This window comes from Pseudofrancisella aestuarii (genome assembly GCF_003574475.2).
GTDB lineage: Bacteria > Pseudomonadota > Gammaproteobacteria > Francisellales > Francisellaceae > Francisella > Francisella aestuarii.
Genome location: NZ_QLIS02000001.1, coordinates 666,080 through 680,446, shown reverse-complemented (window position 1 = coordinate 680,446; position 14,367 = coordinate 666,080). Strand labels below are relative to the sequence as shown.

The window sequence follows — 14,367 nt, the reverse complement described above, 5'->3', positions numbered from 1 at the left end:
AATGAAAACTACAGCAAGAGCTAGAAATAATGCAAGACTATATGCAGTTCAAGCACTTTATCAAAGAAAAATAGCAGAAACATCATATGATGAGTTAAAAGTACAGTTTTATTCAGATAATGCAGATAGACATGAGACTGACTGGGACTTTTTTTATAGATTGATTGATACAGTAAATAATCATGAAGCTGATATAGATAAGTATATTGAGGAAAGTGCAAATGAAGGCACTGATTCAATAAATTATGTCGATTTAGCTGTTTTAAAAGTCGGAGTTGCAGAACTCATGGAGTGCTTAGAGAATCCATATCAGATTATTATAAAGGAATATGTTCAGCTAGCATATAATATGGGAACTGAGAAAGGGTATTTATTTGTTAATGCTGTTTTACAGAAGCTTTCCCAAGTTATCAGAGGTGAAGAGTAAAGTTATCTTGAGATGCTAAAAAGTTGAATTTTTGTCTATGTTCTTTTTGAGTATCTTTATTCAGAGTAGCTTTTAATATAGATTCTTTATACTCTTCGTGACGTAAGATATCTCCGTTAAAGTCAATAATCATACTATCTCCAGAATACTTAAGATTTGGATCCTCACCAACTCTATTACAAGCGATAACAAATGCTTGGTTTTCTATTGCCCTAGCTGCTAAAAGAGCTTTCCAATGCTTACGACGGGATTCTGGCCAACAAGCAACATTTATTAATATGTCATATTCACTTTTATTGCAGTTGAATACAGGAAATCTTAAATCAAAACATACAGTTAAAAGTATTTTAAAGCCTTTATATTCTATGATTTCTCGCTTATTTCCTCCGATATATTTTTTATCTTCTCCAGCATGGACAAATAAATGGTTTTTATCGTAAGTGAATACTTGTTTATTTGAAGTTACAAAATATAGTCTATTTGCTATTTTAGAAGAATCAGTAAATGTAGCAGCACTACCAACGATAGCAGTATTTTTACCTTTAACTTGAGAGTACATCCACTCTATTACATCTTCTTGATTACTTGGAGATGTTGTTGGATTCATAATGAATCCAGTACTGAACATTTCTGGTAACACTATTAAATCAACATCATTTTCTAAAGAGTTAATCTTTTCAGCAAAATTCTCATAGTTCTGCTGTTTATTCTCCCAAACGATATCACTTTGAATTACGGCTACTTTTAAATTTTGCATAGTATCTCAGCCCCTTTAATGATAGCGTCATCCTTTTTAGCAAAGCATAATCTTAATAAGCCATGTTCAGGTTTTTCATAGAAAGAAGAGCAAGGAATTAGTCCAACGCCATACTCTTTAATTAAGCGAGTACAAAACTCCATATCATTCTCATTTGAGATGTTTCTATAATCAAGCATTTGGAAAGGAGAGCCTTCCCATGCTAATAATTTGAATCGAGAGTTTTTTAATTTTTCTCTAAGTAAAGCATTTTGCTTTTTATAAATTTTATTTAAATTTAAATAGTATTCTGGATGTTCTACAATACCATCTGCTAAAGCTAGCTGCATTGGATGTGATGGGGAAAATGAGCTGACTTGCTTTACTACTATAACATATTCAATAACAGCTTTAGGAGCAATACAGATTCCAATGCGCCATCCTGTCAAATTAAATGTTTTACCAAGAGATTGAAATACTACAAGTTGATCACGTAATTCAGGAATTTCTAAAGCACTAGTGAATTTATCACCAGCATATATATGTTCATATACCTCATCAGCAAATAATAGGATATCTTTGCCTTTTATAATTTTAGCGATCTCTTGATACTCTTCTTTAGAAATAACAGTACCCATAGGATTATGAGGAGAGTTTAGAATAATTACCTTAGTTCTATCTGTAATAGCATTGGCAATAGCTTTTACATCTATTTTACCATTTTCTTGAAGTTTTAATCTTACAGGAATACCTTGGTTCATAAGAGTGACACTATTATATGGATCATAAGTTGGATCAAAGAATATAACTTCATCTCCTTTTTCAATATATGAAGTTAAAACAGCATATATGGCTTCTCCAGCACCTGAAGTTATTATGATGTTATCAACATCGACATCTGTATCATAACAAATTTTAACTTTTTCTTTTATGGCTTGGCGTAACTTAGGAGCTCCTGGGATAGGTGCATATTGGTTAAACCCTTTTTTCATATAATAAGTTGTTTTATCAATAAACCATTCAGGGGTATCAAAATCAGGAGCACCTTGGGTAAAGCTAACAGCATTGTGTTGAGCGGCCATTGTAGCCATTTTTCCATATACAAATGGAGTAGTATCTAAATATGGTTTTGCTTTTATCATTTTAAAATAATTCAAAAATTAGGTAATTTTGATTATATATTACAGTTGCTTTTAATGACAATATAAACAGAGATTTATTATGTAAGAAAATTGACTATTTGGATTGTATAAATCATATGTATTAAAATATAGACTATAAACTTTGGTTGGGTGCTAGCTGTAGTTTTTGGCATAATTATATTTAGTAAATATAAGTTTAAGTTGATATAAAAAATAAAGAAATCCCTTTACATTTGATCGATGTAAGATATGAAGATAATAATAGTCGCAATAAAATAGTATTTGAATTTAGTAATGGAGAAACACTATTTTCTGATGTTTTTAATGAAGAGGTATTGTTAACTTGTGACAAGTTAAAAAACAATCTTAAAACATTAGGTCTCTTTCCACGAAAAAAAATGAAATTAATTGATGAGCATTCTTTTAAAGATAATATCAATTTTTACAACTGTATAGTTTTATCTGATATTTATTTAACAGACAATAATCTGCCGCGAAATATATCAATAAGTAACTGTATATTAAAAAAGGAATTAGGCTTATTAGGTTTGGATATTATAGGTATTGAGTTTTTAGGTACAATATTTATAAATGGACTTCATCTTAGTGTAAATGAAAAAAAAGAATACCATGCTGATAGAAAGAGGGTTTATATTAAAAAATGCTGTTTTAGGAGCTGTATTTTAAATTTAATAAGTCTGAATGAAAATAGATTAATAGAAAGTTTTTATATTGAAGAGTCTATTTTTCTTACGAATTTGCATCTTAATATACCTAAAGTTAATTATGTAACTATTGAACATTCACAATTTTATGGAATATCAGTCTCTTATTTTGAGAAAATAACTGAGAGATTTTGTATGTCGCAGAATGAATTCTTTCAACATACAAGGGTTATTGGTGAATTTGATGGTTATGAAACATTAATTAATAATAAATATATGGATTTCCTAGATTTATCTAATTGTAAATTTAATCAAAAAGTCAATTTTGCTAATAAAGAATATAATAAAGTTCTCTTTAATTATTCAGAGTTTTCTGAGGTGGTTGATTTTACTGAATCAACCTTTGTAGAGGTTTCATTTAAAGAAACAAAATTTTTAGATACTTGTATTTTTGATGAAACAAAATTTGAGAATGAGCCAGATTTTACATATACAACATTCCATGACATGGTGGTTTTTAGAGAAGCAGAATTTCTAAAAGGCATAAACCTATCCACTATAAATTTACGTGATAAAGGAAATTTGAACTTTTTCTATAAGGACTTTGACAGCAAAGTTAAGGATAGCTCTAGAGATTATCTGAAAGATAAAAAACATGAGCTACAAGAAACATATCGAATTATTAAAAATGAATACCAAAAGAAAAATGATGCTATTAATGCTATAAATATTTATAAGAAAGAGTGTGAATATCATTATCAGAGTTTGAGTTGGTGTGGTAAAGACTTTTTAAATAAACTTATTTTGTTTTTTGAAAAAACAATTAGTAGCTATGGAACGAATCCTTTCAAAGCCCTAGCGCTCTTTTTTATATTTAATTTTATGTTATATGTTGGATATATAGCTATAAGTACTAATTTTGCACTTCATGAGAATTTATATACATGGAAAGGAATCGGAAATTGTTTGGAGGTAATTTTAAATTCCTTTATTCCAAGCATCATCTCTGGTGAACCAATTGTTTATAAACCTGCATGGTTAAAAGTTATACACTTTGTTATAAGTACAGCACTATTATATGAAATTATTAAAAGTTTTAGGAAATACTCTAGGAAGTTATAGTTTTGATTAGCTCTTGAATCGTGATTTCTTGTTTTTCTTGAGTCTTGCGGTTCTTATATTCAATTAAACCTTGCTCTAATAATCTGTCACCAATTATCACGTGATGAGATATGCCTATTAAATCTGCATCTGCAAACATCACTCCTGGTCTGGCACCTCTATCATCTAATAGTACTTCTATACCTTGTGATACTAAGTCAGCATACAGTTCATCAGCTACTTTTTTTACTTCATCAGATTTTGTATAGTTTATAGGTAATATAGCAACTTGATATGGTGCTATAGCTTCTGGCCAGATTATCCCATTCTCGTCATGAGATTGCTCAATAGCAGCAGCAACTACACGGCTTACACCAAAACCATAGCACCCCATTAGTATTGGTTTGCTTTTTCCATCAGGCCCTATAATTTCAGCTTTCATAGGTTTTGAATATACGTCTTCAAGTTCAAAGATGTGTCCAACCTCTATTCCATTAGTTAATTGTAAGGAGCCTTTATTATCAGGAGAAACATCGCCTTCAACTATATTTCTAATATCAGAAATTTCATAATCCTTAACATCTCTATCCCAATTTACATTCATATAGTGATAGTCATCTTCATTAGCACCACAGCAAATATCAGTAATCATCATAGCGCTATAATCAGCTATGATTGGGATAGGGCAGTTAATAATTCCTAGTGAACCTGGATTGGCATTAAAAAGAGAAAAAATCTCTTCACGAGTTGCCATTGTATATGGTGCTGATATTTGAGGAAGCTTATTTATCTTTGTTTCATTTAGTTCATGATCTCCACGAATAATTAAAGCAAAGAAATTACTATCTTTATCTTTTATGACCATCGTTTTTATTGATTTTTTGACATCAAGCTTCATTTCGTTACAAAGCTTTTCGATAGTCTTCATATTTGGAGTGTAAATTTTCTCAATAATATTATTAGAATTGGCTCTTGAGTTTAAATCTGGTCTAGCATAAGTAGCAAGCTCAATATTTGCTGCATAATCACTTCCATTGCTATAGCATATGATGTCTTCACCAGCATTTGCCAATACCTGAAACTCATGACTATTATCTCCACCGATAGCACCAGTATCTGCTTTAACCGGACGGTATTTTAAGCCTATTTTATTAAGGATATTTGAATAAGTTTCATACATTATTTGATATGTATTGTGCAAACACTCAGAATTCTCATGGAAAGAGTATGAGTCTTTCATAATAAATTCTCTTGCTCTCATAACTCCAAATCTTGGGCGGATCTCATCTCTAAACTTAGTTTGTATTTGATAAAGGTTTAATGGAAGTTGCTTATAGCTTTTTATAACACTTCTAGCCATATCAACAATAGGCTCTTCATGAGTCGGTCCGTAGCAGAAATCTCTATCATGCCTATCTTTTAGTTTTAAAAGCTCTGGGCCAAACTTATCCCATCTATGCGTTTCTTGTAATAGCTCTGATGGAAGTATGCTTGGTAAAAGAAGCTCGCTTGCCCCTGACTTATTCATTTCTTCACGAACGATATTCTGTACTTTTTGTAGTACTTTTAAACCCATAGGTAGCCAAGTATAGACTCCTGAAGCTAGTTTTTTTATTAAACCAGCTTTTAGCATATATTGATGGCTAATAAGAACTGCTTCTTTAGGAAGTTCTTTTGTTGTAGCTATAAGTGCTTGAGAGGCTTTCATGAAATTATTTCTAATAGTTCTTAATGTTGCTAAATTATAGCAAAAAAAAAGATTATCAAATAACAAAAATGATTCCAGACAGTGAAGTTGAGGAGATTATGAAAAACTAAGGAGTTATTCAGTATAAAAACTGCCTGAAATCATATTCTTTTAGAAGTATGAAATATGAGAATGAAATTTTTGGCTCCCCGAGACGGACTTGAACCGCCGACCAATTGATTAACAGTCAACTGCTCTACCGACTGAGCTATCGGGGAACTGGTGACGGGTATTGTAGCAAATTATGACATTGAGTCAACACCTTATGAGATAAATATTGTTATTTTTATAATTTTTTTGTTAAAAGCCAATAATTTTCAGGATCAGAGGGACAAAGATGAGGTCCACACTCAATAAAAACACTAATTGTGTTAGCTAAAGTTAATATGATTATTAAAGTAACTACTATTTTACATATAAGAGGAACTTTAATATCTATTTTCTCATTTGGGCTAAACAATCCCGCAACTGCTGAATATATTATAAATACTGCGCTTATTATGAAATTCCATGTATACATATGTAGAGATAGAAAAGCATCTCCATAATTCCCAGTGCCTGGAACAATATGAAGTAGTATTTGAGTGATGGCCATGCTCGCATTTAATACAGCAACAAGTATTACAAAAAAATAATGCTTTGATTGATTTCCGTGGGTAAGATTTAGAATAAGCCCGAATGTTAATAAACAAAGAGCAATTCTTTGAAACACACATAAAGCACATGGTAACTCATTTAAAAAAAATTGATAATAAAAGGCCATGCAAAGAACGATAGTTAATCCTATTATTGCTATAGAATCTAAAGTATTTAAAATTTTTCTACTGACTTTCATGAGTTCATTCCTTATAGCTGTATGTTTATATATCTTATAGTGTGAGGAATAAAGACTATAAGTAGAAGAGTTAGTGAAATAATGAAAAATGTTAATGCTAATTTATACTTTTTAGTTGTAGCAGAAATCAAGCATATAAGTGAAAAGAGAAATATTAAGAAAATCATAAGTTAACTCCCAGAATTTTTTATAGAAAAATTTTACAGCAAGAAATATTAAAAGAACATTTAAATAAATAATAAGGCTTATAAGAAAAATTTATAAATGCTATAGATACACTTAGGGCTACCTGGCAATCCACAATATGAGATAAGAAATGAGGAGAAAATGTGAAACTGCAAGGCAGTCCTAAGTGTAACTTGTAAGGGTTATAAACCCTTATGAAATCAATAAATGCATATCAAATTTCTATCTGGCTCCCCGAGACGGACTTGAACCGCCGACCAATTGATTAACAGTCAACTGCTCTACCGACTGAGCTATCGGGGAACTTCTATTTGCTATGATAACTATGCAAAAATATGAAGTCAATATATTTTTTAGCATTTTCCACTTCTAACTAATTATGTTATCATTTTAAATTAATTAAATTCTAAAGTTAGGTGCTTCAAAATGGCTAATGACGTTGAGATAAGACAGCAAGAAGTTGTTGAGGAATTGTCTTTTTTTGAAGACTGGGAAGATAAGTATGATTATGTTATTTCTTTAGGTAAACAGCTGCCTATTTTTCCAGAAGATAAAAAAATTCCTGAAAATATAGTAAAAGGCTGCCAATCACAAGTTTGGTTTGACTATGAATATAATGAAGGAAGGCTTCATTTTATAGCAACAAGTGATGCTTTGATTGTATCGGGGCTTATTGGACTTTTATTAAGGGTCTATAATGATGCTAGGCCTAAAGATATAGTAGAGTCTAATATCAGCTTTATATCAGAAATAGGTTTTAGTAATAATTTAAGTGCTACAAGAGCCAATGGGCTTAAATCAATGTTAGACTTTATATATGTGACAGCTAATAAATATAATTAAAATGGTCAAAGTGGCAGATATACTGATTTGTCGTCCAGAAAAAGATGCAAAAGTTTTAAGAAATATTTTAATTGAGCATAATATTAGCTCTGTAATATTACCCACAGTTTCAATTGATTATTTAGATTTTTCTTTTGATAAAGGAGACTTTACAGATATTATTTTTACTAGTAAGTATGCGGTACAAGGATTTTTTAAAATATATGATGAAGATGTTCTTAATAATATTAAAATATGGGCGATAGGAGAGAGTACAGCAAAGATTCTTTTAGGAAAGAATCTCTTAGTTAACTATCCAGAAAAATATAATTCTGAAGCGCTATATGATCTTTTATCAATAAATGGATTTGATGGCAAAAAGATAGCTTTAGTTAGTGGAGAAGGTGGAAATGACTTTTTAGAGAAAGCTCTCTCAAAAGATGTCGAGTGCAAAAAAATTAAAACATATAAGCGAGACTTTGAGAATCCAGAGCAATTATTAGAAAAATATAATCATTATTTTCATGATAGACCTCCTAAAATAATAGTTACGACAAGTCTAGATGTGTTTAATGCTTTAAATACAATTTTTCCTATAAATTCAAAACCTATAAATTCTATAGTTACAATAACAAGCACAAAAATGCTAGAATGTGTAACAGCAGAGGGCTTTAAAAAGACTTTATTTTTAGAAAAAGTCGATAATCAAAGCATATGTGATGTTATTAAGAAGTTTTTTGAAAGGAATTAATATATGTCGGGTAATGAAATTAATAATCCAAATAAAGATATAAAACAGAAAAAAAGTAAGGCTATTACTAGCTTATCATTAATTATTTCATTAGCGGCTTTAGCTGGTAGTGGATTTACATACTTAAATTTTAAAAATACTAAACTTACTCAAAATCAAGAATTAGAACAACAAATTAATAATAATTCTAAAATTGAAGGACTTCAGAAGGGATTGGAAGTGATGGAGTCCTCTAGAAGTCAGGTTATAGCTAGTTTAAATGATCAAAATCAAGCTCAATCGCAAAGCATTGCAGCATTACAAAAGCAAATAGAATATATAAATGCTCAAGTTACTTCACCGACTAGGGGTGTTTATACAGATTTATCTATAATAAATATACAATCTGCTATAGATTATTTAACTTTAGCAAAAGATGTCGCTTTATTTTCAAATGATACAGTTAGGGCTAATAGTTTAATTAATGTAGCTTTTCAAAAGCTTCAATCTGTACCAACAGTAGAAATAAGTGCATCAGAGCAAATAAGTGTGAGAAATGCTTTAAAAAATCATACTACATCGACAGATGTGATTAGAAGTTTTATAGCTATTGAAGGACAAATTGCGGGTTTAACCTTAGTTACTCCTGAAAATGCAACTGAACCTAAAACTCAGAATAGTAGTGATGATAAGAGTAAATTGCTTGGCTATTTAGGCTCAATGGTTGAAATTCAAGATATATCAAAGGATCAGAAATTAATAGCAACGAAAGAATCTCAGCAATATATATCAGATACTTTATACATGACTCTTATAAATTTACAGAATGCATTATACATAAATGATGAAACATTTATTAAACAGGCAAAAGATAATTTATTAAATATTCTAAAAATTTATTTTGTTCAAGATGATAAAGCAAAGCAGGTAATATCCGAGATTGAGAAATTACATACTCAACAGTCTGGAAGTTTAAGTGATGAAATTGATAAGTTGATTGATAAATTAACAAAAGAACAAAATCAGTTAATATCAGAAGCTAGGCAAAACTCTAATAGTGTTAAGGGAAAATAAGATGCTAAAGATTTTTAAATTTATAGTAATAATAGCTTTAGCGACTGTTTTGGGCTTATTAGTTTCAAAATACGACGGCTATGTGATGATAGTGGTTGCTGGAAAAGTAATTAAATTGAATCTTGTGTTTTTTAGCTTATCAATACTAGTATTAATATTTTTACTTTTCTTTGCATATAGGCTTGTATGTGTTTTAGTAAATATTCCTATAGCTTTAGGGAAGTGGTTTTTAGGTCTTTTTTCAGCAAATAAGGAGCAAAAGTTTGCCGATATAATTTCTGGAGTATCTTTAGGTAACAAAGATAAGATCTTAAATATAAATCTTTCAAAATTAAAGAAGACTGTTCCTAAAGATCTACAAGAGTATATAACTTTTGCTAAATTAAAGTTAATAGCAGAAGCTGAGAAGGCAGAGGACTTAGAAAAAGAGGTAATTAAATTAGATCCTAAAAGTTTTATATATAGGTATTTTTTAATTTATACGCAAGCTTTAAGACATCAGTATCACGAAGCAACGCTGGGTATAAATGGTCTTCTTTTAAATGAGAAAAGAAAAGAGTTTAAAAAAGAGATTGTTTCACTTGCTGTGAAAATTGCTATAGCTAAACAAGATTCGGAATTTGCTTTTAAACTATTAGATAGATATTCAGATATCATCGAAGATGAAGTGAGAAAAGACTTAGCTATTCTTACATTAACTGGGGCTACAAATTTAAGTGATCTTAAAAAAACATATAATGATTTTGATCAGTTAAGTGATGATGTTGAAATAGCATATGCTAGTAAGCTATTAAAGTTTGATGAACTTAAAAGCGCAGAAAAGGTTTTGAAAAAACTTATACGATCTGAAAATGTGAATCCATCAGCTTTGTATATTTATGTAACAGCGTTTAGTACTAACTTATCTAGAGTATTTAGTAAGGTTTGTAATGATGAAAATACTAATATAGATAGTATGTTAGTATTGTTAGAGTTGGCAATGATTAAGTCTGAGAAAGATATTTTTAAAGATACAAACGAGTATATAGAAAAAAACGTTGTTGAAAAAATGAGCGTTCAGCAAAGAGAAAAATATAATCATATCTTATGTAAGTTTTTTATAAAGAATGGTGGAGCATCGGGTATAGATTTATCTGTTTCAAAACTAGTTTATAGCGATCAGGAAGAGAATGATGCAAATTAAAAGGTGGTTCTTAGATAATAGCTTAAGAAATTATCAGTATGTTATTTATGATGATGTAAATGCTATTGTTGTAGACCCATTAAGAGCTGATATATATAGTGATTTTTTAAATAGCAAAAAATTACAATTAAAAGCTATTTTAGTAACTCATAAACATGGTGACCATATAGCTGGAGTAAATAAACTTCTAGAAGAATTTTCTTCAGCTAAAGTTTATGCTTTTGAGGATAATGATAGGTTTAAGCCAGATGTTTATGTGAAAGAAGGTGATAATCTTGATTTAGTATTTTGTAAAATTAAAGTTTTCTATACACCTGGACATATAGCAGATCATGTTTGTTATTTGTTCGAGGATGAGAAAGCTTTATTTTGTGGAGACACATTATTCAATGCTGGAGTTGGCGGAGTTCAAGCGACGACAGCAAATGTTAAAGATCTTTATCACTCTATATCCAAATTAAGTAAGCTTGATGGAGATATAAGGTTATATCCAGCACATGATTATTGGGAAGGAAACTTAGCTTTTGCATTAAGTATTTTGCCTGATGATGAAGCTTTTTTGCATTACAAAGAAACAGTAGTTCCTCTTGTGGCAGATCGGAAACCCATAGTAACTCTTTCTGAGGAAAGTAAATTTAATATATTTATTAGATCTTTAAGTGATAATAAGCTAAGTGATGCTTTACCTAATTATAAGTTGGGTCAAGAAATGTTTATTAAGTTGAGAGATTTGAAGAATAATTTTTAGTTAGCTTTATCTTTGTTGTCTTTTTTATTATTGGCATTCTCTTTTGAGTCATCATTTTTTTTCTGATCTTCAGGCTCTATTTTGACCTTGTTTATTTCTCTAGTGAAGCCCATGTTAATGCCAATTTTTTGTAATTTTATAATATCTGGAGCCATAGCTCTTTGACTATCATATGGTCCTATATACATTCTTATCCAATTGCCAACTTCTTCAAATTTTGGTTTTAAGCCAACACTTTCCATTTTTTGAGTATAATATTTTGTTTCATTCATATTTCTGAAAGAAGCTACTTGGAAAATATATGTATACTTATATTGGGCTCTTTCACTAGAAGGAACAGCATCTACTTCAACAGTCTCATTTTTTAGTTTGTTGTAAAAAGTAAATGTCATTTTATCATCATTTTTAATATCAAGATCTTTGTTGAAATTAGCTTTATCATCACTATTTTCAGTATTTTGTTCGTCTATTTTCTGAGATGCTTCTTTCGAAGTTTGGTTACTATCTGTAGATTCAGCTATTGCTTTAATCTCTTCAGTCTTTTTGTTTTTTAGATGTTTGTTTATTATTTTTGATCCAACAGCTACGGCTAATAACAAAACGACAATAATTATTACTAATTTTTTTTTCTTAGTATTTTTAACTTCTTGTTTCTGTTGTACTTCTTCTTCCTGTTTTTTCTTAGGAATATCTAGTTTTGAAAGATCTCTCATTTTAGTGTTATAATTTAAATTGTATGAAGATACACAGTAATTTATTAATGTTATACTAAAACAGTCTCATAATTAAGATATATTGGCAAAAATGGTATAAGAATGACTTTTTTGAAGAAAAGGAATTGTAGTAACTTAAATTAGAACGAGTAGTGAAGGATTATTTTAAAATGAATTTCAAAAGAAAAGTTTTGGCTCTTTTAATGGCATCATCAGTATTAACATTTACAGCTTATGCAGATGATATTAAAGAAAATGACATCCAAAAGCAGGCAGTAGAAAAGAATATTGCAGCAGGTGATGTTAAAGATTTGATTGCTGGTGATATAAGTTCACTTTTGTCATATCAAAACCAAGTTACAGTAGGGAACGTTAAAGTAGATGATTCTGGAAATATTAGTGCTTCAAATTTATTGATAATCTCTAAAGATAAGCAAAAGTTAAATATGTCCATAAATCAACTTGAGATCCAAGGGTTAGATGCAAATGGCACAGTAGATGGAGATTTTAAGGCCGATATAGAAGGGTTGAGTATTACAAATTTACCAACAGCAGTTGCAGAAAGTGGGATAGTGCCTGCAGATGATAAAGATGAAGCAATCGCTGGAGCTGCAAATAATGATGATTTAAATGGGACTCTTTTAAATATACTTGGAGAGGGAATTTATAATATCTCTATTAAGTATGATTATGATAAGAAACATTTATCATTAGATATTAATTCTACTAATAATAAGCATAAATTTATTTCTGCAAAAATTGATTTTGATAATGTTGATTTGTATGGTGCCAAGGTTAAAGATCTTGGAAATGAATTACCAAAAGCAATAAGCGAATCAAATCTTGGGAATTTTAAAATAACAGCCGATTTTTCTGATGTTATAAAAAGATCTACAGAACAATTGTTAGGAAAATATAAAAACTATCCAACATTTGTTTTTAATGCTAGTTTTGACAAAGACTCAAGAGATCTTAAAATTTATGCAAATGGCAAATTAGCTGGAAAAGATTTCTTAAAATATGATTTTCTTGCAAAAGACGTAAATCTTCCTGATATTAGTGTAAAAGAGATACCTGATGATTATGTAGATGTTTTAAAGGTAGCATATATTGATAAATCTAGCTCATTAGTGGATGTTAACTTTGAATTCTCTAGAAAAGATTTTCCAAAAGATTCTAAGGTTCAATCAGTATTTGATTTTGTTAAAAAAGATAATATTCAATTTGAGCTTCATAGTGATCAAGAATATAGCTCTTCTAAATTTAATTCAAATGCAAGTTTTAGTGGACAAGGCTTAGCTAGTTTGAGTGGAAATTCTGTGGGTGTTGTTGATGGAAATCTAGAGTTACTTCCATATTTAGGATTAATACCAGAGACAGAGAAGAATAGTTTATATAACTGTAAAAACAGACTTTGTATTAAATCATTTAAAATTAAATTTGAGAATAAAGGCCTTTTACAAGAAGTTGCTAAGCTTTTAAATCCAGATCCTAATACTCCAGCTAGTCAAGCTTTAGCATCGTATGGAGCTTTAGCCCAGTTATTAGCAGTTCAACAGAAAGATCAGTTTGTAAGAAAGGTGCTATCTTCCGTAGCAATATTTTTGCAGAATCCTCAAAGTATTAGTGTAGAAGCAACTGCTAAAAAACCAGTTAACCAAAATGTGGCTATTAAAATGATGCTTGAAGATGCAAATAAGCTTCAAGAAGCAAATAATATTTCAGATAAAGGTGTGCAAGTTAATGAGAAACAGCCATCTTTAAAGTTTTTTGGAAATGTTGATAAAATTTTTGATATTAATTTTCTTGTAAATGGTTCAAAGACTAACGTTTAATTGGGATTTTTCTACTAAATTATATTGACAATAAGTAAAAATAAGGTAAGATATCTTCTCATAAAGCGGGAATAGCTCAGTGGTAGAGCACAACCTTGCCAAGGTTGGGGTCGCGAGTTCGAGCCTCGTTTCCCGCTCCATACTCTTGCATGTGTGGCTGAGTAGCAAAATGGTTATGCAGAGGCCTGCAAAGCCTTGGACGCCGGTTCGATTCCGGCCTCAGCCTCCACTTAATGCCCGGGTGGTGAAATTGGTAGACACAAGGGACTTAAAATCCCTCGGAGCTTAACCTCCGTGCCGGTTCGAGTCCGGCCCCGGGCACCATATTGGCGTTTCATACAGTCTCATACTGTTTCTTCAAACCTTTATATATCAATGTTTTCGTTAAGTTGCTGTACGAATGGATTATAATAAAACTAAATA

General features: G+C 30.3%; 13 protein-coding genes and 5 tRNA genes. 11 read left to right on the top strand and 7 right to left on the bottom strand.

The window, feature by feature from the left end:
• The first annotated feature begins 1 nt into the window (after position 1).
• Positions 2 to 427, top strand: a complete 426-nt coding sequence (nusB, locus tag DNK87_RS03440) for a transcription antitermination factor NusB (RefSeq protein ID WP_119330193.1) — start codon at positions 2 to 4, stop codon at positions 425 to 427.
• Here nusB and DNK87_RS03435 read toward each other — a convergent pair.
• Together DNK87_RS03435 and DNK87_RS03430 are read right to left on the bottom strand one after the other, a co-directional pair.
• Positions 411 to 1,184 (bottom strand): amidohydrolase, encoded by a 774-nt coding sequence (locus tag DNK87_RS03435; protein WP_119330194.1) that lies wholly within the window; start codon positions 1,182 to 1,184, stop codon positions 411 to 413. The genes nusB and DNK87_RS03435 overlap by 17 nt on opposite strands.
• Positions 1,172 to 2,305, bottom strand: coding sequence for an aminotransferase class I/II-fold pyridoxal phosphate-dependent enzyme (locus tag DNK87_RS03430; RefSeq protein WP_119330195.1), 1,134 nt, complete (start codon positions 2,303 to 2,305; stop codon positions 1,172 to 1,174). The genes DNK87_RS03435 and DNK87_RS03430 overlap by 13 nt, the downstream gene beginning before the upstream one ends.
• A 233-nt stretch (positions 2,306 to 2,538) precedes the next feature.
• Here DNK87_RS03430 and DNK87_RS03425 point away from each other — a divergent pair, with 233 nt between their 5' ends.
• Complete coding sequence (locus DNK87_RS03425) at positions 2,539 to 4,092, top strand: pentapeptide repeat-containing protein (protein ID WP_119330196.1); 1,554 nt, start codon at positions 2,539 to 2,541, stop codon at positions 4,090 to 4,092.
• On the opposite strand, the gene DNK87_RS03420 is transcribed toward DNK87_RS03425, so the two are convergent.
• The 4 genes from DNK87_RS03420 to DNK87_RS03405 form a co-directional block, all read right to left on the bottom strand.
• Positions 4,079 to 5,779 carry a proline--tRNA ligase gene (locus tag DNK87_RS03420; protein WP_119330197.1) on the bottom strand — a complete coding sequence of 567 codons (1,701 nt, stop codon included), beginning with the start codon at positions 5,777 to 5,779 and terminating at the stop codon, positions 4,079 to 4,081. The two genes, DNK87_RS03425 and DNK87_RS03420, sit on opposite strands and share 14 nt — an antisense overlap.
• A gap of 181 nt (positions 5,780 to 5,960) precedes the next feature.
• Positions 5,961 to 6,036: transfer RNA gene (locus tag DNK87_RS03415), tRNA-Asn, on the bottom strand.
• A gap of 68 nt (positions 6,037 to 6,104) precedes the next feature.
• Positions 6,105 to 6,653, bottom strand: a complete 549-nt coding sequence (locus tag DNK87_RS03410) for a disulfide bond formation protein B (RefSeq protein WP_119330198.1) — start codon at positions 6,651 to 6,653, stop codon at positions 6,105 to 6,107.
• A gap of 413 nt (positions 6,654 to 7,066) precedes the next feature.
• Positions 7,067 to 7,142, bottom strand: a tRNA-Asn gene (locus DNK87_RS03405).
• A gap of 123 nt (positions 7,143 to 7,265) precedes the next feature.
• Between DNK87_RS03405 and DNK87_RS03400 the strand changes: the two genes are divergently transcribed.
• The 5 genes from DNK87_RS03400 to DNK87_RS03380 are packed head-to-tail and all read left to right on the top strand — an operon-like array spanning position 7,266 to position 11,396.
• Entirely contained in the window at positions 7,266 to 7,682 is a 417-nt protein-coding gene (locus DNK87_RS03400; RefSeq protein ID WP_119330199.1) for a SufE family protein, read from the top strand.
• A 1-nt stretch (position 7,683) separates the two neighbouring features.
• Entirely contained in the window at positions 7,684 to 8,412 is a 729-nt protein-coding gene (locus DNK87_RS03395; protein WP_119330200.1) for a uroporphyrinogen-III synthase, read from the top strand.
• 3 nt (positions 8,413 to 8,415) lie between these two features.
• A complete protein-coding gene (locus DNK87_RS03390) occupies positions 8,416 to 9,465 on the top strand; it encodes a hypothetical protein (RefSeq protein ID WP_119330201.1) in 1,050 nt (349 codons plus the stop codon).
• A 1-nt stretch (position 9,466) separates the two neighbouring features.
• Positions 9,467 to 10,648, top strand: a complete 1,182-nt coding sequence (locus DNK87_RS03385) for a heme biosynthesis protein HemY (RefSeq protein WP_119330202.1) — start codon at positions 9,467 to 9,469, stop codon at positions 10,646 to 10,648.
• Complete coding sequence (locus tag DNK87_RS03380) at positions 10,638 to 11,396, top strand: MBL fold metallo-hydrolase (protein WP_119330203.1); 759 nt, start codon at positions 10,638 to 10,640, stop codon at positions 11,394 to 11,396. Before DNK87_RS03385 ends, DNK87_RS03380 begins: the two co-directional genes overlap by 11 nt.
• Here DNK87_RS03380 and DNK87_RS03375 read toward each other — a convergent pair.
• Positions 11,393 to 12,109 carry an SPOR domain-containing protein gene (locus DNK87_RS03375; protein WP_119330204.1) on the bottom strand — a complete coding sequence of 239 codons (717 nt, stop codon included), beginning with the start codon at positions 12,107 to 12,109 and terminating at the stop codon, positions 11,393 to 11,395. The genes DNK87_RS03380 and DNK87_RS03375 overlap by 4 nt on opposite strands.
• Positions 12,110 to 12,279: 170 nt before the next feature.
• Between DNK87_RS03375 and DNK87_RS03370 the strand changes: the two genes are divergently transcribed.
• From DNK87_RS03370 to DNK87_RS03355, 4 genes are all read left to right on the top strand, one after another.
• Complete coding sequence (locus DNK87_RS03370; RefSeq protein WP_119330205.1) at positions 12,280 to 13,944, top strand: hypothetical protein; 1,665 nt, start codon at positions 12,280 to 12,282, stop codon at positions 13,942 to 13,944.
• Between the two features lie 65 nt (positions 13,945 to 14,009).
• A tRNA-Gly gene (locus DNK87_RS03365) sits at positions 14,010 to 14,084 on the top strand.
• Between the two features lie 15 nt (positions 14,085 to 14,099).
• Positions 14,100 to 14,173, top strand: a tRNA-Cys gene (locus DNK87_RS03360).
• 6 nt (positions 14,174 to 14,179) lie between these two features.
• Positions 14,180 to 14,268 (top strand) — tRNA-Leu (locus DNK87_RS03355).
• The last annotated feature ends 99 nt before the right edge of the window (positions 14,269 to 14,367 follow it).